Source organism: Leucobacter sp. wl10 (assembly GCF_003569785.1).
Classification (GTDB): domain Bacteria; phylum Actinomycetota; class Actinomycetes; order Actinomycetales; family Microbacteriaceae; genus Leucobacter.
The window spans coordinates 192,176-212,102 of record NZ_KZ983987.1 but is presented as its reverse complement, the minus strand read 5'-3'; the positions used below and the strand labels follow the sequence as shown (position 1 = coordinate 212,102).

Below are 19,927 nucleotides of genomic sequence, written 5' to 3'. Positions count from 1 at the left end.
GCAGAATGGAGAGCTATGGACTGGCAGACGCCCGAGGACTCGTTTCCCACCGACTTCATCACCGACGCGCAGCTGCGCGCGCTGATGGGGCGGCCCCCGATCTCGGGCGGCTGGCGCGACGGCGACCCCGTGGGCGAGCGGCGGTTCGTGTCGATCGGAGCGCTCACCACGGAGGCCGGTGTCGAGATCCCGAACGCGCGCATCGCCTACGAGGCCTTCGGCGAGCTGAACGAGCGCCGGGACAACGCGATCCTCGTGTTCCACGCGCTCACGGGCGACAGCCACCTGGTGGGCACGGCGGGCCCCGGCCACCCGACCGACGGCTGGTGGTCGGAGATCGTGGGCCCGGGGCGCCCGCTCGACACGAACCGGTACTGCGTCGTCGCGCCCAACGTGCTGGGCGGCTGCCAGGGGTCGACTGGGCCCGGCTCGCTCGACCCGACTGGCCGCGAGTGGGGCGGGCGCTTCCCGTACCTCACGATCCGCGATCAGGTGGCGGCGACGGCGCGCTTCGCCGAGGAGCTCGGGATCGAGCGCTTCGCCGCCGTCATCGGCGGTTCGATGGGCGGCATGCACGTGCTCGAGTGGGGCATCTCCCATCAGGATCGGGCGGCCCGGCTCGCGGTGATCGCGGCGCCGCCCGTGACGACGGCCGACCAGATCGGCCTCAACCTGGTGCAGCTGGAGGCGATCCGCTCCGACCCCTGCTACCGCGGCGGCAACTACTACGACGCCCCCGACGGCGTCGGCCCCCATCACGGTCTCGCGACCGCGCGGCGCCTCGCCCTGCTCAACTACCGCAGCAACACCGAGCTCGACGAGCGCTTCGGCCGGGCCTGGCAGTCGGCGGTGAGCCCGCTGGGCGGCGGCGGGCGCTTCGCCGTGGAGTCGTACCTCGACTTCCACGGCAACAAGTTCACGCGCCGCTTCGACGCGGGCAGCTACGTCACGCTGGTGCAGGCGATGAACTCGCACGACGTGGGCCGGGGCCGGGGCGGGGTGCGCGCGGCGCTCTCGACGATCGAGCTGCCGACGCTCGTGCTCGGGATCCCGAGCGACCGCCTCTTCACCCTCGACGGGCAGGACGAGATTGCCCGCCACACCCCCGGCAGCCTCGACGGCGATCGCGCCACGCGCATCGACTCCCCCTTCGGGCACGACGCGTTCCTCATCGAGTTCGAGAGGGTCGGCGAGCAGCTCGCCCGGCTGCTGGAGGCGTGATCCGCGCGTTCCGAGCGTGCACAGCGCCCGGGCGCGTCCGCATCGGGCACCGCCCCGCCGCTCGCGCCGCATCCTCCCCCGCGCCACGTTAGGCGGCCTCCCACCTTCGGAGCGTAGTCTCGGCGGGTATTGTCGAGTATGAAGGGTCGATAGATTGGCTGTGGTGCTGGCAGGCCGCTCCGTGCGGACCATCGGGGTCGTCGCGATCGTGTCGACCGCGCTGCCGCTGGGCTTCGCGGGGTGCAACTCCACCCCGAGCGCAGACGTGCAGGCCGCCGAGCTGCGCGCCGCCGTCGACTCCGACCTGCTGGAGATGCCCGTCGTCCGCGTCTACGACGTGTCCGACACGCAGCTGCTGTCGCCGGTCGACTCCCCGACCCTCCGCTCCCTGATCGACGACCGGGTGTCGACGTCCGGCTACATCGTGCTCGAAGACGGTGTCATCACCGAGGCCCAGTACGAGGTGCGCGCCGAGGGCCTGCCCGACGCGCAGTTCGTGCTCAGCGAGCCGACGGTGCTGCGCCGGCAGGACAGCGAGGTCGACACGGTGACCGCCACCGGGTCGCTCTCGGTGGACGGGAGCGTGCGCGGCACCACGAACGTGCGCCTCACGCCGACCCTGCTGAACGAGGACACGGCCGAATTCGACGTCACGATGAGCGTGCCGGACAACCCGCTCATCGCGGGCACCGAACTCCCTCTCGATGAGATCTCGGCGCACCTCGTGTTCGCCGCCCGCTGATCCCGCCCGCCCCCCGGCTACCGGAAGCGCTGCCTCCGGGTCGCGTCGTGGACCTCGCCGACGAGCTCCTCGATGACGTCTTCGAGGAAGACGACGCCGAGCTCGAGCCCCTCCGAGTCGTGGATGCGGGCGAGGTGGATCCCGCGCGCCTGCATGCGCGCGAGCACGTCCTCGAGCTCGGTGGCCGCATGGATCGAGACCATCTCCCGGATGCGCTTCGACGGGATCGGTTCGGCGATCCGCTCCTCCCCGAGACGCACGAGGTCCTTGATGTGCACGTAGCCGGCCAGCTCGCCCTCCGCGCCCGCGATCGGGTAGCGCGAGAACCCGTGCCTCGCGACCGCCGCCTCGACGTCGCCCGGCGTCGATCCGACCGGCAGCACCACGAGACGCTCGAGCGGCACGAGCAGATCCTCGGCCCGCTTCGTCGTGAACTCGAACGCCGCGACGAGCGCGCCGCTGCGGTCCTGGAGCACGCCCTCGCGCGTCGAGTGGCTCACGATGCTCGCGACCTCCTCGAGCGTGTAGGTGCTGTTGGTCTCCGCCTTGGGTTCGACCCCGAAGAGCCTCAGCACGCTGTTCGCCACCGCGTTCAGCCCGTGGATCACGGGCCCGAGCAGCCGCGACACCGCGACGAGCGGCGGGGCGAGCAGCAGCACGGCCTGATCCGGCATCGAGAACGCCGCGTTCTTCGGCACCATCTCGCCGAACACCACGTGGAGGTACGAGACGCCCAGCAGCGCCAGGATGAACGCGATGACGCTCGCCGCCTCGTAGGGGAGCCCGGTCCAGCCGAGCGGCTCCTTGAGCAGCGCCTTGATCGCCGGCTCCGAGACATTCAGGATCAGCAGCGAGCACACCGTGATGCCCAGCTGGCTGGTCGCCAGCATGAGTGTGGCGTGCTCCATCGCGTAGAGCGCGGTTTTCGCGCGCTTCGATCCCGCCTCGGCCTTCGGTTCGATCTGGGAGCGTCGCGCCGAGATCACCGCGAACTCGGCGGCGACGAAGAAGGCGTTGGCGGCGAGCAGCACGACGAGCCAGACGATGCCCATCCAGTCGCTCATCGGTGCGCCTCCCTCTCGTCGCCCTCGCCGGCGCCCTCGGGCAGCGGCGCGCTCGTGTAGCGCAGGCGGGCGATGCGGCGCCCATCCATGCGCTCGACGCGCAGGATGCCGCCGTCGGCGAGCCGCGTCTCGTCGCCCCGCTGCGGGATGCGGCCGAACTCGCGCAGCACGAAGCCCGCAACGGTGTCGTACTCATCGCTGTCGGGGATCGCGATGCCGGTCTGGTCGCGCACCTCGTCGGGTCGCAGGTCGGCGGGGAAGGTCATCTCCTCGGCGGTGCCCACCACGCCGGCCGCCGCGCGGTCGTGCTCGTCGGCCACCTCGCCCACGATCTCCTCGACCAGGTCCTCGAGCGTCACGATGCCCGCGGTGCCTCCGTACTCGTCGACCACGATGGCCAGCTGGAAGCCGGTGGAGCGCAGCTCCTCGAGCAGCTGGTCGAGCCGCATGGTCTCGGGCACGCGCACCAGGTCTTCGGCGAGCGCAGCCACCGGCACCTCCGCGCGCTTCGCGCGGGGGACGGCCACGGCCTGCTTCACGTGCACGACGCCGACGACGTCGTCGCGGTCCTCGTCGATCACCGGAAACCGCGAGAACCCGGTGCGGCCCGACAGCTCGAGCACCGCCTGCGCCGGCTCGAGCCGCTGCAGGCTCTCGACCTTGAGCCGCGGCGTCATCACGTCGGCGGCCGTGAGCTCGGCGAAGCGCAGTGTGCGGTCAAGCAGCGTCGCCGTGTCTGCCTCGAGCAGTCCCGCGCTCGCCGAGTGGCGCACGAGCGACGAGAGCTCCTCCGCCGACCGCGTGCCCGAGAGCTCCTCCTTCGGCTCGATGCCGATGGAGCGGAGGATCCCGTTCGCGCTGCCGTTCAGCCCGAGGATCGCGGGCTTGAAGGTCGCGGTGAAGGCCCCCTGCGCCGGCATCACGATCCGGGCGGTGGCCAGGGGCTTCGACAGCGCGAAGTTCTTGGGCACCAGCTCGCCCACGATCATCGAGAAGACGGTGGCCAGCGCCATCGCGATCGGGGCGCTGATGGCGCGCCGCAGCTCGTCGGGGACGCCGAGCGCGCCGAGCGGCCCGTCCAGGAAGCCGCTGATGGCGGGTTCGAGCGTGTAGCCCGTGAGCAGCGTGGTGAGCGTGATGCCCAGCTGCGCGCTGGACAGGTGGGTCGAGGTGATCGAGAGGCCGCGGATCACGCGGTCGAGACCGCGTTCGCCGGCGGACCTGCGCCGTTCGAGATCCTGACGGTCGAGCGCCACGAGCGAGAACTCGGCGGCCACGAAGATGCCCGTGCCGACGGTGAGCAGGATACCGGTGAGGAGGAGGAGCCAGTCGTTCACCGACAGCTCCCATTGGATGCGGGGTGCCGCGCCTCAGCGCGGCCGGTACTCGGGGGGTCTGCCGGTCTTCGAGAGTCTGCGTCCATAGCGTATTCCACACTAGCAGGCCGGGCCGCAGATTCTGCTGGGAGTATTACCGCACGATCACGTCGAAAGGCGTAGGCTTGTTCGAGGTACGGCTATGGAGCCCCACCCGGCTACTACACGATTGCCTCACCCAGGCATGAGACGAGAGGACGTCGCTTTGGCGGAGCGAACGGAGACCACCGGACAGGCTGGTCCCGCAGAAGATTTCGGTGCGAACGAGTGGCTCGTCGATGAGCTGTGGAAGCAGTATCAGGTCGACAAGAATTCGGTGGATCGCTCGTGGTGGCCGGTGCTCGAGCAGTACGGGGCGTCGGCCGCCCCCTCCGCCCCGACGCCCGCCCAGGGCCAGCCCGCGGTGGCCGTGGGCCCATCGACCACCCCCATCACCACCCCCGCCCAGCCGGCGCGCACCACCAACGCGGCCCCCCGCGAGACGCCGATCCCCGCCGACGCCCCGCACACCGCACCCCGCGCCGACGCGGTGGACTCGCAGGAGGACGCCGTCACGCCGCTCAGGGGCATGGCCCGCACGCTCTCCAAGAACATGGATCAGAGCCTCACCGTGCCCACCGCCACCAGCGTGCGCACCATTCCGGCCAAGCTGCTCATCGACAACCGCATCGTCATCAACAACCACCTGCGCCGCAGTCGCGGCGGCAAGGTCTCCTTCACCCACCTCATCGGCTGGGCGCTGATCCAGTCGCTCAAGGAGTTCCCCAGCCAGAACGTCTCCTACGCCGAGATCGACGGCAAGCCCTCCGTCGTCGCCCACGCGCACGTGGGCCTCGGGATCGCGATCGACGTGCCCAAGCCCGACGGCACCCGCTCGCTCATGGTCCCCTCGATCAAGCACGCCGAGAGGCTCGACTTCAACGAGTACCTCGCCGCCTACGAGGACCTGGTGAAGCGCACCCGCGACAACAAGCTCACCGCGACCGATTTCCAGGGCACCACCCTCTCGCTCACCAACCCGGGCGGCATCGGCACCGTGCACTCGGTGCCCCGCCTCATGCAGGGACAGGGCTGCATCATCGGAGCGGGCGCGCTCGAGTACCCCGCCGAGTTCCAGGGGGCCTCCCAGGAGGTGCTGACCAATCTCGGCATCGGCAAGACCATCACGCTCACGAGCACCTACGACCACCGCGTCATCCAGGGCGCCGGGTCGGGCGAGTTCCTCAAGCTCGTGCACGAGCGGCTGATCGGCGGTCATCGGTTCTACGAGGAGATCTTCGCCGCGCTGCGCATCCCCTACAAGCCCGTGCAGTGGGCCTCTGACATCCACGTCGACATCTCGGGCGCCGTCGACAAGACGGCTCGCGTGCAGGAGCTCATCAACTCCTTCCGCGTGCGCGGGCACATGATGGCCGACATCGACCCGCTCGAGTACCAGCAGCGCACCCACCCCGACCTCGAGATCGAGTCCCACGGCCTCACCTTCTGGGACCTCGACCGCGAGTTCGTGACCGGCGGCATCGGCGGCAAGCGCGCCATGAAGCTGCGCGACATCCTCGGCGTGCTGCGCGATTCCTACTGCCGCAAGATCGGCATCGAGTACATGCACATCCAGGATCCGGCGCAGCGCCTGTGGCTGCGCGAGCAGCTGGAGGTGCCGTACGCCAAGCCGAGCCACGACGAGCAGATGCGCATCCTCGAGAAGCTCAACGAGGCCGAGGCCTTCGAGACCTTCCTGCAGACGAAGTACGTCGGCCAGAAGCGCTTCAGTCTCGAGGGCAGCGAGTCGGTGATCCCGCTGCTCGACGCGATGCTCATCGACGCGGCCGAGGACGGCGTCGACAGCGTGGACATCGGCATGGCCCACCGCGGCCGTCTCAACGTGCTCTCGAACATCGCGGGCAAGACCTACGGCCAGATCTTCCGCGAGTTCGAGGGGGCCCAAGCGCAGAAGGGCGGATCGGGCGACGTCAAGTACCACCTCGGCACCTCCGGAGTCTTCACCGCCCCGAACAGCACGCAGGTGCCGATCCACCTCGCCGCCAACCCGTCGCACCTCGAGACCGTCGACGGCGTGCTCGAGGGCATCGTGCGCGCCAAGCAGGATCTGAAGCCCATCGGATCCTTCACCACTCTGCCGGTCCTCATCCACGGCGACGCCGCGATGGCCGGGCAGGGCATCGTCTACGAGACGCTGCAGATGTCGCAGCTGCGCGGCTACCGCACGGGCGGCACGATCCACATCATCATCAACAACCAGGTCGGCTTCACCACGCTGCCGCTCGATTCGCGCTCGGGCATCTACTCGTCCGAGGTGGGCAAGGTGGTGCAGGCGCCCATCTTCCACGTGAACGGCGACGATCCCGAATCGGTGGTGCGCGTCGCGAAGCTCGCCTACGAGTTCCGCCAGCGCTTCCACATCGACGTCATCGTCGACCTCGTGTGCTACCGTCGCCGCGGCCACAACGAGGGCGACGACCCCTCGATGACCCAGCCCCTCATGACCGACCTCATCGAGGCCAAGCGCTCCACCCGTCGCCTGTACACGAGCGCGCTCGTCGGTCGCGGCGACATCACCGAGGAGGAGTACGAGAAGGCGAAGCAGGACTTCCAGGATCGCCTGGAGCGAGCCTTCCAGGAGACGCACGCGGCGCAGACCGGCTCGATCCCGATCATCGACACGAGCGGCATCGGCGAGGTCGCCGAGGCCGGGGGGCCCGGCCCCGCCCCGCTCGAGACCGCGGTGGATCGCAGCGTGATCGAGCGGGTCGGCGACGCCTTCGCCAACAAGCCCGACGGCTTCACGGTGCACCAGAAGCTGCAGCAGCTGCTCAACAAGCGCTTCGAGATGAGCCGCGAGGGCGGCATCGACTGGGGCTTCGGCGAGCTGCTGGCGCTGGGCTCGCTCCTCGTCGAGGGCACCGCCGTGCGCTTCGTCGGGCAGGACGCGCGCCGCGGCACCTTCGCGCAGCGGCACGCGGTCTTCCACGACCGGGCGAACGGCCAGGAGTGGATCCCGCTGCTCAACCTCTCCGAGGAGCAGGCGCGGTTCTGGATCTACGACTCGCTGCTCTCGGAGTACGCCGCCCTCGCGTTCGAGTACGGCTACTCGCTGCAGCGGGAGGACGCGCTCGTGCTGTGGGAGGCGCAGTTCGGCGACTTCGCCAACACCGCGCAGGCGGTGATCGACGAGTACATCGCCGCCGCCGAGCAGAAGTGGGGCCAGCAGTCCTCGGTTGTGCTGCTGCTGCCGCACGGCTACGAGGGCCAGGGCCCCGACCACTCCTCGGCCCGCATCGAGCGCTACCTGCAGCTGTGCGCCGAGGACAACATGATCGTCGCCCGGCCGTCGACGCCCGCGAACTACTTCCACCTGCTGCGCCGCCAGGCCTACGCCCGCCCCCGCAAGCCGCTCATCGTCTTCACGCCGAAGTCGATGCTGCGTCTGCGGGGCGCGACCTCCCCGGTCGAGGATTTCACCACCGGCACCTTCCAGCCGGTGATCGACGATCCGAGCGTCGAGCACCGGCAGGGCGTCGAGCGGGTGCTCCTCGTCTCCGGCAAGGTCTACTACGACCTGCGCACGGCGCTCGAGAAGCGCCCCGACCCGCGCATCGCCCTGGTGCGGGTCGAGCAGTTCTACCCCATCCCCGGTGCCCAGATCGGCCGGGTGCTGGCGCAGTACGGGGGCGCCGAGCTGGTGTGGGTGCAGGACGAGCCCGAGAACCAGGGCGCCTGGCCGTTCATCTCGCTCGAGCTGTCGAAGCACCTGGCGAACGACCGCATGCGCGTGGTCTCGCGCGCCGCATCCGCCGCTCCCTCGACGGGATCGGCCAAGGTGCACGCCGTCGAACAGGAGGCGCTCATCGCGCGGGCGCTGCGCTTCGACGACAAGTCCTGAGGGGGCGCGCTTGCAGAACCCCCCGTTGGGGCATTCCCCGCAGCACGGCGAGAGGGATCCCGCAGGCCCGAGCGTCGGCGGGATCGCTCAGCGGATCGCCGCGGCGATCTCGATGGGCGTGCTGACGGTCGGCGAGCGCCTGCCCGTCGAAACCGAGCTCGCGAACCAGTTCGGGGTCGCGGTGGCGACCCTGCGCAAAGCCCTCGCGGAGCTGCGCGCCCAGGGCATCGTGGAGACGCGGCGGGGGCGTAACGGGGGCACCTTCGTGGCGCAGGCGCCGTTCCCGTCGCCGCAGGAGCTGCGCTCCTCGCTCGCGCGTACGAGCCTCGTCGCCCTGCGGGACTTCTTCGACGAGCACGCCGCCGTCTCGGGCATGGCCGCTCGGCTTGCGGCGGAGCGCACGCAGCCCGGCCTGCGCACCCGGCTCGCCGAGTTCGCGTTCGAGGCCCGCGAGGGACGCAACGCGCGGGAGCGCTCGCTGGCCGACAGCCGTTTCCACTTCGAGATCGCCGTGCTCAGCCACTCCAGGCGCCTGCTCTCGGGTGAGCAGCGGCTGCACTCCGAGCTGTCGCCGTTCCTGTGGTGCGACGAGATCTGCCGCGCCTCGGTGCAGCAGGCCTTCACCGAGCACCTCGCGATCGTGATGGCGATCGAGCAGCAGCAGGCGGACGAGGCGGAGCGCCTCGCCGTCCAGCACGTCAGGGGGAACATGCGGCTCATCATCGACGGCAAGCTCGCCCTCGACGAGGACGGCGCGGGAGCCGCGCGATGACGACGGCGGAGGTCTCGGCGGTCATCGCGACCATCGACGAGTGGCTGGACGACCGCTTCTCCCACCTCGAGAAGCTGGCCGAGGACTTCATCGCGCTGCTGAGGCTCGACGAGTCGGCGCGGCTCGACCTCGGCGAGTCCGTGCGCCGGCGTCTGCGCGCGCTCGCGGTGCGCTACCTGGCCGACAATGCGGTCGTCGACGGTTGCGGTCTAATCTTCGCGCGCTCCGCGCTCAGCTTCGAGCGCGGACACCTGGAGTGGTGGGTGCGCGAGGACGAGTCGCGCTTCGCCCGCTACTCCTTCGGGGTGGTGCCCGGCGCCGACCGCTACTACGACTACGAGCACCACGAGTGGTTCACCCGAGCGTTCCAGGATGGCGTCCCCGCGCTCGTGGGCCCCTACATCGACTACCTCGGCGTCGAGGCGTACGTGCTCACCCTCACCGTTCCGGCCGCCGTCGACGGCGTGCGCGTGGGCGCCGTCGGCAACGACCTCCAGGTGGCCGATCTCGAGACGGAACTGCTGCCCGTGCTGCAGCGGAGCGGTGTCGAGATGGCCCTGGTGGGCCGCCACGGCAACGTGCTGGTCGGCAACTCCTCGCGGCTGCTGCCCGGGCTGTTCGTGCCCGACGCGCTCGACGGCTTCACCCGCAGGCGGCTCGGCCCCGAGGGCGCCGAGGTGGAGCTGCTCTACCGCGCCGTCGGCTGATCCGGCCGGCCGGCCGGCCGCTTCGCGATGTCTGCGAAGCGGTCGGCGATCGGCAGCCACACCGCGCCCAGCCGCGGCTCGGCGTCGCGCACCTCGCGCACGAGCGCGGCCCCGTCGAGCCCGAGTTCGTCGAGGCTCCGCCGATCCTCGTCGACCCAGTCCTGCGCGGTCGCCCCGAGCGCCTCGAGATGGAACTGCACGCCCCACGCTGCGTCGCCGATCCGGAAGGCCTGGTTGCGACAGGCGGGGCTCGAGGCGAGCACGCGGGCCCCCGCGGGCAGCCGGTCGGCCTCGAGCCAGTGCCACTGCACGGCCGGCGCCGAGCGGCCGGCGAGTCCGCTGAAGAGCGGATCGGTCGCCGCGGCCGAACCGAAGTCGACGTCGCAGAGCCCCACCTCCGGGCCGTCCGGCATCGCGCGCACGCGGCCGCCGGTCGCCGTCGCGAGCAGCTGCGCGCCGAGGCAGATGCCGAGCGTGGGCACGCCCAGCTCCGCTCCGCCGGCGAGCAGCCTGCGCGTCGCGGGCAGCCAGGGCGCGGCGTCGTCGTCGGTCGGGCCCGTGGCTCCGCCCAGCACGATCAGGGCGTCGTAGCCGTCGAGCGAGTCGGGCACGGAGGCTCCCGCGTCCGGTCCGACGGTGTCGAGCCGCAGTCCGCTCCGGGTCAGCCGATCGGACAGCTGCCCCAGGCCGGCGTTGCCCTGGTGCTCGACCACGAGCACTCGTGCGCCGGTCATCCCGTTCTCCCCTCGCGTGTCGTTCCCTCATGCCCGGGTCGGTGCGCTCGCGCGCGATGCCGTCGCGGGTTCATGCCATTCTCGCCCGTGCCTCGTCGACGAGCCAGACGAAGAGGGCGTGCTGCCGCTCGTCCTCGCCCGCGCCGTCCTCGGGGTGCCACTGCACCGCGATCAGCGGTGCGGAGGGATGCTCGAGCGCCTCGACGACCCCGTCGGGCGCGCGCCCGGTGACGCGGAGCCCCTCCCCGACGCGGTCGATCGCCTGATGATGATAGGACGACACCGACAGCTCCGAGGCGCCGCTCGCCGCGGCGAGCGCCGATCCGGGATCGACGCCCACAGCGTGCACCGCGTCGCGGTGCACGCTGTGGGCGTCGAGATCCTGCACCAGCGTGCCGCCGTGCTCGACGTTCAGCAACTGGAATCCGCGGCAGATCGCGAGCGTCGGCAGGCCGATCCGGATCGCGGCCGCCATCATCCCGGCCTCGAAGCCGTCCTGCGCAGCGAAGTCGGCGGGCGAGGTCGCCTCGAGGGGCCGCTGCCCGTAGCGGCGCGGATCGACGTCCGACCCGCCCGGCACGAGCAGCGCGTCGAGGCCGCGCAGCCGCTCCTCGGGCTGCATCACGCTCTCGGCGAACAGGGCGAGCGGCTCTCCGCCCGCGCGGATCACCGAGCGCAGCACCGCCGCCGCGACCGCACTGCCGTCGAAGCGCAGGCCGCGGATCTGCTTCGACCACATGCCCGTGACCCCGATGCGCGGCACGCGGTCGCCGCGGAGCGCGCCCATCTACGCCCCGCTCGCGAGCGGGAAGGCGAGCAGCGGCATCCACCTGCGCCAGACCGCCTCGAGCGAGCCGTCGGCGACGACTTGCTCGATCGCGCGATCGATCTCCTCGCGCAGCCGGTCGTCGCCCGGCGCGACGCCGACGCCCCAGCGATTGCGCGTCTGCACGGTGAACGCCTCCGCGAGGTCGTGGTTCTCCCGGGCGAGCGGGATCATCACCACGTCGTCGTCCACGAAGCCGTCGATCGCGCCCGAGCGGGTCGCCTCGATCATGTCGCCGAAGACGTCGTCGCTCGCGCCGAAGCCCACGAGCTCGACGCCGGGAAAGGTCTCGGCGAGCTTCATGTTGGTGGAGCCCGCGATCGCGCCGATCCGGTAGCCCGCGAGCCGCTCGGGCGAGCGGGCGGGATCGCCTGATCGCACGACGAGGGTCTCGTTGAACACGGCGTAGGGCCGCGTGAAGTCGACCTGCGCGGAGCGCTCGGGGGTGATGCCCTGGCCGCACCACACGGCGTCGGCGTCGCCTCGGCGCACCGAGGGGATCATCTCCTCCCAGGGCACCATCACCCACTCGATGTCGGCGGCTCCACCGGCGAGCCGCGACATCACGAGCGCGGCCGCCTCGGGCTCGTAGCCCCCGCGGGTGCGGCCGTCGGGACTCTTCGAGAAGAGCGGCGTGGCCTCCGAGTCGATGCACGCGAGGCGGATGGTCCGCCCGTCGGCGTACGCGGCGGTCACGGGATCGCCTCCCAGTACTGATCGAACTCCCACTGCGTGATGATCCCGCAGTAGCGCGCCCACTCGTCGCGCTTGAGCTGCAGGAAGATGCGCGTGAGCTCCTCGGGCATCGCACCCATGAGGTACTCGTCGGCCTCGAACGAATCGATGGCCATGCCGAGCGTGTTGGGCACGACGACGCCCTGCAGCGCCTCGCTCGGCTGCCCGGGATCGCCCGGCTCCAACCGCGCCTCGAGGCCGTGCTCGATGGCCGCGAGCAGGTAGAGGTGAGAGAGGTAGGGGTTCACGCTCGCATCGGGCAGGCGGTACTCCATGCGGCCGTTCGCGGAGACGCGGATCGCGACGCCCCGGGTGTCCAGGCCCCAGTCGGCGCCCGACGGGGCGAACTGCCCGGCGTCCCAGTAGCGCTTGTAGGAGTTGACGGTGGAGGCCATCACGAGCATCGATCCGGGGGCGTGCAGCAGCATACCGGCGATCGCGTGCCGCGCCGTCTCGGTGGCGTGCAGCTCGACGCGTCCGTCCTCGATCACATTCTCGGCCGAGCCGTCGTCGGCGACGCGCCACAGGCTGAGGTTGTGGTGGCAGCCGTTGCCCATCTTGCCGTTGTAGGGCTTCGCCATGAAGCTGGCCTCGAGGCCGAGCTCGCGGGCCACCTGCTTGCAGATCTGGCGGTAGGCGGTCATGCGCTCGGCGGTGCGGTCGGCGCGGTCGTAGTCCCAGTTGAGCTCGATCTGTCCGTCGTCCTCGTAGTCGCCCTGGATCATGGTGAAGTCGAGCGCGCGGCCGTAGCTGATCACCCGCTTGAAGACGGGACGCATCTTCTCGAGGTTCTCGACCTGGTAGGCGGGGCTCTGATCCTCCTTGGCGACGACTTCGATGCCGGGGCCGGTCCAGGTCATCTCCGGCTCGAGGCCGCTGCGCAGCTCGAGCCCCGTGCGCTCGGTGAAGCCGCGGTGGGCGGCCTTGAAGAGCGCGCGCGTGTCGAGCGCGACGAGGCGTCCTCCGTCCTCGCCGAGGTGCGGCGGATCGTAGGCGGTGCAGAAGATGCGGCCGACCTCGGGATCCCAGGGCAGCACTTGGAAGGTCTCGGGCTCGGGCAGCCCCCAGAACTCGTGGGCGTCGACGCCCCCGCCGATCAGCTCGCCCCCGCGGCTCGTTTGCAGGTCGGTGAGCGCGGTGCGGTGGAAGGCGATGCCCTTGCGCAGCATGCGCTCGAACAGATCGGCCGGCACCACCTTGGCGACCGTGCGGCTGCCGAGGGTGGGGAGCATGTAGTAGATGTACCTGACGCCGGTCTCGCGGATCCGCTCGCCGAGCGCCCGCACGGTCTCGGGCCGGAGATTCGCCTCCCGATGCCGCGAGAACGCCGTGTCGTCGGCGAGGATCTCGCGCAGGGCGGCGCCGAAGCGCCCTCCCGTCTTGAGGTCGGACATGTGGTTCCTTTCGTCTGTGGAAGGTCTGGTGCCCGCGGAACGTCAGCGCACGGTGAAGTCGATGGGCAGGCGCACGGGGCCGTGGTTGCCGGAGTCGGGCAGCCACTCGTCGCCGCCGGGGCAGGAGATGTTCGTGAAGGCCTGGGCCAGCAGCGGCAGCGCGACGCTCATGTCGGCGCGGGCGATGTAGTGCCCGAGGCAGTGGTGGATGCCGCCGCCGAAGGTGTGGTGCTGCTTGCGCTTCTCACTGCCCGGCCCGCTGCCCGCGTTGAGGTCGATCTCGGGGTCGGGGAACGCCTCGGGATCGGTGCCGCTCGACATGGTGAAGAGGTGCACCGTGGTGCCCTTCTCGATCTCGAGTCCGTGGAACTCGAAGTCCTCGTGGGCCTCGCGAGTCACCCACCGGGTGGTGGGATTGACGCGCAGCCCCTCTTCGAGGGCGGGCTTGGCGTACCTCTCGGGATCCCGAGCCAGCAGTTCCCACTGCTCCGGGTTGCGCATGAAGGTCTGCAGCAGCAGGCCGATCTGGTTGCGTGTGGTGTCCATGCCGCCGAACAGCATGAGCACGAGGGCGTTGCGCAGTTCGGCGTCGCTCAGCTTGTCGCCGGCCTGCGAGAACTGCACGAGGCGGGAGACCACGTCGTCACCGGGGCGCTCGCGGCGCTCGTCGACGAGGCGATCGACGAAGTCGTAGAGCTCGCGAACGGCCTCGTCGATGCGCTCGATGTCCTGCTTGATGGTGATGCTGAGCGCGTAGCCGACCGTGTTGGCGCGCGAGGCGATGAATGGCCAGTGCTCGTGGTCGAGGCCCATCATGGCGCAGAGCGCGCGGGTGGCGAAGGGTTCCGAGAAGTCGGCGACGAACTCGACCTGCTCGCCGCGGGCGTGCTTCTGCTTCATGCCCTCGATGAGCTCTTCCGCGATCGCGGCGAACTCTGGCTCGAGCCTGCGCGCCACCCCGGGCGAGAACGCCGGGTTGAGCAGGCGTCGGATGCGGTGGTGCTCCTCGCCCTCGAGCACGAGCAGGTTCTTCGCCCACCACTCGTAGAAGATGCCGGAGTGCACGCCGTGGTGATCCGGCCACCTCGCGCTGCCCTGGCCCAGGCTCGGGTGCTTCAGCAGCTCGGTGACCTCCCGGTATCGCAGCACGCCGTAGCCGTAGTTGGTCTTCGCGTACCAGCTGCGCGCGCGGGCGTCGCGCACCGCCTCGGAGTTCATGGCGAAGTCGGTCGAGGCGGTGTCGAGATACGGCACGTCCTCCTGGGTCGCCTGTCCGGTCATTCGTACTCCCTCGTCGAATTCTGTCTCCGCTCGATTTCGCGAGCGGCCGGTGGTAAATAAGTTACCTATGAATGATTTATATCGCAAGCATTTCAGGGTTAGTTTAGGACTAATGTGTGAATATCGCTCAAAAACATTCACATAATTATCTTTTATGGATACACTGGGTGCATCGACCGGAACGCGCCGAGGCGCCGGATCGCGGCGGAGCGTCCGCCGCCGCTCAACCGCCTCGGCGCAACGCGAAGGAGCTGCGATGTCGTCACCCACGACCCCGAAGATCGCCGTGATCGGCAGCGGCCCCTCGGGCTGCTACCTCGCTCAGTCGCTGCTGCGCGTCGCGCCCGACTGCGAGATCGCGATCCTCGACCGCCTCGCCTCGCCCTTCGGACTCGTTCGGTACGGCGTCGCCGCCGACCACCAGCACACGAAGGCCATCACCCGGCAGTTCGACCGCCTCTTCCAGCACGACGCCGTGCGCTTCGCCGGCGGCATCGAGGTGGGCCGGGACGTCTCCCTCGACGAGCTGCGCGATCTCTTCGACGCCGTGGTGATCGCCACGGGCCTCAGCGCCGACCGCGAGCTCGGCGTTCCCGGCGCCGAACTGCCCGGCGTGATCGGCGCCGGGGCGATCACCCGCGCCCTCAACGCCCACCCCGACGAGGGCGCCGCACTGCCCGAACTCGGATCCGACGTCGTGATCATCGGCGGCGGCAATGTCGCCCTCGACGTGCTGCGCTTCCTCGTGAAGGGCCGCGCCGACTACGAGGGCAGCGACGTCGCGGACGCGGCGCTCGACTCCTACCTCGCCGCCCCCGCCGAGCGCGTCACCCTCGTCAGCCGGTCCGCCGCTCCCGACTCCAAGGGGGACCCGCAGATGCTCAAGGAGCTCGCGACGCTCCCCCGCGCCGTCTACAGCTCGCCGGATCCCGTCGCACCCGGCGCCGCGGCACGGCTCGCCCGCGTCGCCGCCGGCCGAGTCTCGGCCATCTCCGAGATGGTCGCTCCCGAGCGGGCCCGCTTCGACGGCCCCGAGGTCACCCTGCGATTCGGCCTCATCCCGCTGCGCGTGCGAGGAGACCGCCGCGTCGAGGCGGTCGAGTTCGCAGCCGACGACGAGGTCGTCGCGGTGCCCGCCACCTCGGTGATCACGGCCATCGGCTTCGCGACGCAACGCGATCACGCGCTCGCGGCGCTCACGGCCGAGGGCGCGGAGTCCGGCCGCATCGAGCCCGGCCTCTACCGCACCGGCTGGGCCAAGCGCGGGCCGCGCGGGGCCATACCCGAGAACCGGGCCTGCGCCAGGGCGGTCGCCGACGAGATCGCCGCCGACCTGGTCGACGGCTCGCTCTCCGCCTCCTCGTCCGCACCCGGCTTCGACGGACTCCCCTCGGAGGTGCGGGATCGCGCGATCGGCTACGAGCAGTGGCTCCGGCTCGACGAGCACGAGCGATCCATCGCACACTCGGGCCGCGTCAGGCACAAGCTCCCCGACCACGAGCTCATGGTCGCCGTCGCCCGCGGCGCGACCGCGGAAGACCCCCGAACCTCGAGCGCAACGCTCCATCAGAGAGGAAGCCAGCTGTGAAGTTCACGGTTCTCTACGGCACCGAATCCGGCAACTCCGAGCTCATCGCCGAAGATCTCGGCGCGAAGCTGCGCGAGACCCACGACGACGTCGAGGTCTTCGACCTGCAGGACTTCGATCCGGCCGTCCTCACCCCCGATCGCCTCTATCTCGTGGTGTGCTCCACCCACGGCGAGGGCGATCTGCCCAACACGGCGATCCCCTTCGCCGAGGCCTTCGACGACGCGCTCCCCGACCTCACCGGCGTGCGCTACGCCATGTTCGGCCTCGGCGACACCTTCTACGAGGAGACGTACAGCCGGGGCAGCGAGCACATCGACCGCCGTTTCGCGCAGCAGGGCGCCGAGCGAGTGGGCGACTACGGCCGCCACGACGCCTCCTCGTGGGACATGGGCAGCGACGTCGCACTCGAGTGGCTGCCCGGCGTGCTCGAGGCGGCCTCGGCGAGGGTATAAGCCCTCTCGAGCGGACGGCGGTCCCCGGCCGACGCCCCGGCAGGGGACCCTCTCGTCGGCATGCGGAATCAGGCCGAGGCGCGCTTCACCAGCTCGCCGAAGAGCAGGGCCCGGTCGCGCGGATCGGCGTCGGGTTCCTCGGGGTGCCACTGCACGCCGATCATCCAGGTCGCGTCGCGGTGCTGCGTCGCCTCAACGATGCCGTCGCGGGCGCGGGCGATCCCGCGCAGATCCGCCCCCACCGCGTCGACGGCCTGATGGTGCCCGTTGCGCACGGCCGCACGCGTGCGGCCGAAGATCCGCGCGATCTCCGAGCCGGCCTCGAGCAGCACCTCCTCGTCGATGAAGAGCGGCTCCCCCCGCCCGCCCCTGTGGAGCGGCCAGTTCTCGATGTCGGGGATCAGCGTGCCGCCGAACGCGACGTTGAGCAGTTGCGAGCCGCGGCAGATCGCGAGCGTGGGCAGATCCCGCTGCGCCGCCTCGCGGATCAAGCCGATGCAGTGGTCGTCGGCCCGGCGATCCACGCCGTAGAGGTTCTCGGGCGGGGCGCCGCCGTAGCCGTAGCAGTCCGGGTCGACGTCGCCGCCGCCGAGGAACACGACGCCGCCCGCAGCCTCGAAGACCTCGTCCCCGGGCGCCAGGCGATCCGCCGCAGAATCCACGATTCGCGGCCGCCCGCCCGCCGCGCGAACGGCGTCGAACGCGATCCGGGTGAACTCGTCCTGCAGCCGCTGCGAGCGCCGGTCCATTCCGGGGAAGGTGAGCGACACCACCATCCTGATCAGCGGACCGCCCGGATCCTCGTCGCCCACGGCGAGAAAGGGGGTCGGGTCGACCGCGAGGTCGGTCATCGGGGATCCTTTCGACTGCGGCGGGTGCGCGGGAGCCCCGTCGCACCGTGTCCATGCGGAGCGGCACGACAAGACTCCCGAGCGGTGAATCGGCGGGGCCGCGTCAGCCCACGACCTCGACCGGCCCGCTCGCGTCGCCGGCCGGAGCGTCGCCTTTCGCGTACGCCTTCGAGGCGAGCATGTAGACCCAGCCGACCACGATCACGCCTACGGTTGTCATGATCAGCAGGTAGTCCTCGGCCCAGCCGCCGCCCGTGGGGCGCGGCCACAGGATGTTGAGCACCGCCGCGATGCCCCACACCAGCGCGAGCACGTTGACCGGGTACGCCCAGGCCCCGAGGCGGAACTTGCCCGCGGGCCTCCATCCCATCAGACGGGCGCGCAGCGCGGCGAGCACCACCATCTGGAAGCCGATGTAGATGCCGACGGTGCCGAAGCCGACCATCGCGGTGAGCGCGTCCTCGAGCAGCAACGAGAGCACCACCACCGCGGCGGGGAAGAAAGCGGCGGTGAGCAGCGCACTGCTCGGCACGTGGCGCTTCTCGTTGAAGCGGGCGAGAAAACCCGAAGCGGGCAGGAACCCGTCGCGGGCCATCGAGTACACGAGGCGGCTCGCGGCGGCCTGCAGGCTTGTGATGCACGAGATGAACGCGATCACCACGACGAGCATGACCAAGGGGAACACCGGGCCGAAGGCGTTCTGCAGCGCCTCGCCGATCGGATCGGCCACCTCGCCGCTCGCCACCGCGGCGAAGTCGGGCACCGCGAACACGAGCGAGAACACGAGCACGTTCGCGGCGAAGCCGCCGATGTAGAGCGTCATGCGCATCGCCTTCGGCACTTTACGGCCCGGGTCCTTGATCTCCTCCGCCACGTCCCCGTTCGCCTCGAATCCGTAGTATGCGAACATGCCGATGAGGGCCGCCGCCGCGAACGCACCCAGGTAGCCCCCGGCCGCGTCGTCGCCGATCCCCTGATTGTCGAAGACCACAGACCAGTCCTGCTGGCGATGGAAGAGCAGCAGGTAGAGGCTGATCCCGACCGCGCCGACCATCTCGGCGATGAGACCGACGGTCGCGGCGATACTCAGCACCCTCGTTCCCGAGAAATTGAGGAACGTGGCTATGACGAGAGTGCCCAGCGCCACGAGCACGGTGCCGCCCGCATCGAGACTGCGGCCGAAGATCGAGGCCACGAACGGTGCTGCGCCGTACGCCACCGCGGCGAGCGTGCCGACCAGGGCGACCACGTAGATCCAGCCGTTCATCCACGCCCACTTGCGCCCCCAGAGACGGCGCGACCAGGGGTAGACGCCGCCGGCCACAGGGTAGTTGGAGACCACTTCGCCGAAGATGAGCGCGACGAGGAACTGCCCCGCGAGTGCGATGATGAGCGCCCAGGCCATGGGCGGTCCCGCCTGGCCGAGCGAGATCGCGAACATCGAGTAGACGCCCGCGATGGGCGAGAGGTAGGTGAACCCGAGCGAGACGTTGCCCCAGAAGCTCATCTCGCGCTTGAAGGTCGTGTCGTACGAGTAGCCGAGTGACGCGAGATGGGCGGCGTCCTCGTCGTGCTCCACGACGGTGCTGTTGTGTGACATGGTCGCTGGTACTCCCTTGTACTCCACCGATGGAACGCGCTCCCGACTTCGGGAACACGAAATACAACCTACATATAGATGTTTTTTCAGGCAAGTATTTCAATGACTCTATCGGTGACGATTCGATAAATACGCTCAAATTCATGCAAATATGAATGAATTATTCGGATCGCACTGCATCACGATCGGACGGGACCGCTCCGCCGGCCGCGCGGCGCGCCGGAGCGCAGGAGGCGATCGCGGAGCACCCTGCGCAGGCGGACTCCTCCTCCGCGGCCGGCGGGGCGCTCCGTGAGACCGGCGCGAGGTCGGCGCGGAACCGGGGCTATCCGACGGTGGTGAAGACCTTGCTGGTGATGCGCCACACGCCGTCGCGGCGGACCAGCCCGAAGAGGTTGCGGAAGTCGGCGCCGAGGAAGCCCCTCTCGTCGAGCACGGCCCGGGCGACGTCGCCCGTCACCTCGATGCCGTGGATGTCGCAGGTGTACTCGGGGCCGGCGGGCTGCGCCGCGGCCACCACGTCGGACGCGAAGTCGGCGCCGCTCATGGTCACATAGTCGGGGCCGAGGAACCCCCACATGACCGCGTGCTCGTCGAAGGCATCGCGCACCAGATCCGGATCGGCCGCGGCGCAGCCGTCGACGTACTTCTGAACCGCCGCTCTCACTGCCTCGTTCATG

Annotated in this window: 17 protein-coding genes; 7 read left to right on the top strand and 10 right to left on the bottom strand. The window is 70.2% G+C overall.

The window, feature by feature from the left end; genetic code table 11:
- The first annotated feature begins 15 nt into the window (after window positions 1–15).
- Window positions 16–1,221 (top strand): homoserine O-acetyltransferase MetX, encoded by a 1,206-nt coding sequence (locus D1J51_RS01025; protein ID WP_119073311.1) that lies wholly within the window; start codon window positions 16–18, stop codon window positions 1,219–1,221.
- 163 nt (window positions 1,222–1,384) lie between these two features.
- Complete coding sequence (locus D1J51_RS01020; RefSeq protein ID WP_162903596.1) at window positions 1,385–1,963, top strand: hypothetical protein; 579 nt, start codon at window positions 1,385–1,387, stop codon at window positions 1,961–1,963.
- Between the two features lie 17 nt (window positions 1,964–1,980).
- Here D1J51_RS01020 and D1J51_RS01015 read toward each other — a convergent pair whose 3' ends face one another.
- The gene (locus D1J51_RS01015; protein WP_119073309.1) at window positions 1,981–3,027 is read right to left on the bottom strand and encodes a hemolysin family protein; all 1,047 of its coding nucleotides are present in this window, start codon (window positions 3,025–3,027) and stop codon (window positions 1,981–1,983) included.
- Complete coding sequence (locus D1J51_RS01010) at window positions 3,024–4,364, bottom strand: hemolysin family protein (protein ID WP_119073308.1); 1,341 nt, start codon at window positions 4,362–4,364, stop codon at window positions 3,024–3,026. The genes D1J51_RS01015 and D1J51_RS01010 overlap by 4 nt, the downstream gene beginning before the upstream one ends.
- A 244-nt stretch (window positions 4,365–4,608) precedes the next feature.
- On the opposite strand from D1J51_RS01010, the gene D1J51_RS01005 reads away from it, so the two are divergent.
- The 3 genes from D1J51_RS01005 to D1J51_RS00995 are packed head-to-tail and all read left to right on the top strand — an operon-like array spanning window position 4,609 to window position 9,783.
- Window positions 4,609–8,304, top strand: a complete 3,696-nt coding sequence (locus tag D1J51_RS01005; protein ID WP_119073307.1) for a multifunctional oxoglutarate decarboxylase/oxoglutarate dehydrogenase thiamine pyrophosphate-binding subunit/dihydrolipoyllysine-residue succinyltransferase subunit — start codon at window positions 4,609–4,611, stop codon at window positions 8,302–8,304.
- A gap of 10 nt (window positions 8,305–8,314) precedes the next feature.
- Window positions 8,315–9,076: a FadR/GntR family transcriptional regulator gene (locus tag D1J51_RS01000; RefSeq protein ID WP_119073306.1), complete on the top strand. Its 762-nt coding sequence runs from the start codon at window positions 8,315–8,317 to the stop codon at window positions 9,074–9,076.
- Window positions 9,073–9,783, top strand: a complete 711-nt coding sequence (locus tag D1J51_RS00995) for a cache domain-containing protein (protein WP_119073305.1) — start codon at window positions 9,073–9,075, stop codon at window positions 9,781–9,783. The genes D1J51_RS01000 and D1J51_RS00995 overlap by 4 nt, the downstream gene beginning before the upstream one ends.
- Here D1J51_RS00995 and D1J51_RS00990 read toward each other — a convergent pair.
- From D1J51_RS00990 to D1J51_RS00970, 5 genes are all read right to left on the bottom strand, one after another.
- Complete coding sequence (locus D1J51_RS00990; RefSeq protein WP_240422745.1) at window positions 9,765–10,517, bottom strand: type 1 glutamine amidotransferase; 753 nt, start codon at window positions 10,515–10,517, stop codon at window positions 9,765–9,767. The genes D1J51_RS00995 and D1J51_RS00990 overlap by 19 nt on opposite strands.
- Before the next feature lie 70 nt (window positions 10,518–10,587).
- On the bottom strand, window positions 10,588–11,304 hold the full coding sequence (locus D1J51_RS00985) for a gamma-glutamyl-gamma-aminobutyrate hydrolase family protein (RefSeq protein WP_119073304.1): 717 nt from the start codon (window positions 11,302–11,304) through the stop codon (window positions 10,588–10,590).
- Window positions 11,305–12,039 (bottom strand): ABC transporter substrate-binding protein, encoded by a 735-nt coding sequence (locus tag D1J51_RS00980; protein WP_240422742.1) that lies wholly within the window; start codon window positions 12,037–12,039, stop codon window positions 11,305–11,307.
- Entirely contained in the window at window positions 12,036–13,472 is a 1,437-nt protein-coding gene (locus D1J51_RS00975; protein WP_119073303.1) for a glutamine synthetase family protein, read from the bottom strand. The genes D1J51_RS00980 and D1J51_RS00975 overlap by 4 nt, the downstream gene beginning before the upstream one ends.
- 42 nt (window positions 13,473–13,514) lie before the next feature.
- Window positions 13,515–14,753, bottom strand: a complete 1,239-nt coding sequence (locus D1J51_RS00970) for a cytochrome P450 (RefSeq protein WP_119073302.1) — start codon at window positions 14,751–14,753, stop codon at window positions 13,515–13,517.
- A gap of 256 nt (window positions 14,754–15,009) precedes the next feature.
- Between D1J51_RS00970 and D1J51_RS00965 the strand changes: the two genes are divergently transcribed.
- Both D1J51_RS00965 and D1J51_RS00960 read left to right on the top strand, forming a co-directional pair.
- A complete protein-coding gene (locus D1J51_RS00965) occupies window positions 15,010–16,341 on the top strand; it encodes an FAD-dependent oxidoreductase (protein ID WP_119073301.1) in 1,332 nt (443 codons plus the stop codon).
- On the top strand, window positions 16,338–16,796 hold the full coding sequence (locus D1J51_RS00960; protein ID WP_119073300.1) for a flavodoxin domain-containing protein: 459 nt from the start codon (window positions 16,338–16,340) through the stop codon (window positions 16,794–16,796). Before D1J51_RS00965 ends, D1J51_RS00960 begins: the two co-directional genes overlap by 4 nt.
- 68 nt (window positions 16,797–16,864) lie before the next feature.
- On the opposite strand, the gene D1J51_RS00955 is transcribed toward D1J51_RS00960, so the two are convergent.
- From D1J51_RS00955 to D1J51_RS00945, 3 genes are all read right to left on the bottom strand, one after another.
- The gene (locus tag D1J51_RS00955; RefSeq protein WP_119073299.1) at window positions 16,865–17,647 is read right to left on the bottom strand and encodes a gamma-glutamyl-gamma-aminobutyrate hydrolase family protein; all 783 of its coding nucleotides are present in this window, start codon (window positions 17,645–17,647) and stop codon (window positions 16,865–16,867) included.
- Window positions 17,648–17,750: 103 nt separating this feature from the next.
- Window positions 17,751–19,247 (bottom strand): APC family permease, encoded by a 1,497-nt coding sequence (locus tag D1J51_RS00950; protein ID WP_119073298.1) that lies wholly within the window; start codon window positions 19,245–19,247, stop codon window positions 17,751–17,753.
- A 325-nt stretch (window positions 19,248–19,572) separates the two neighbouring features.
- A complete protein-coding gene (locus D1J51_RS00945; RefSeq protein WP_119073297.1) occupies window positions 19,573–19,926 on the bottom strand; it encodes a nuclear transport factor 2 family protein in 354 nt (117 codons plus the stop codon).
- Between the last annotated feature and the right edge of the window lies 1 nt (window position 19,927).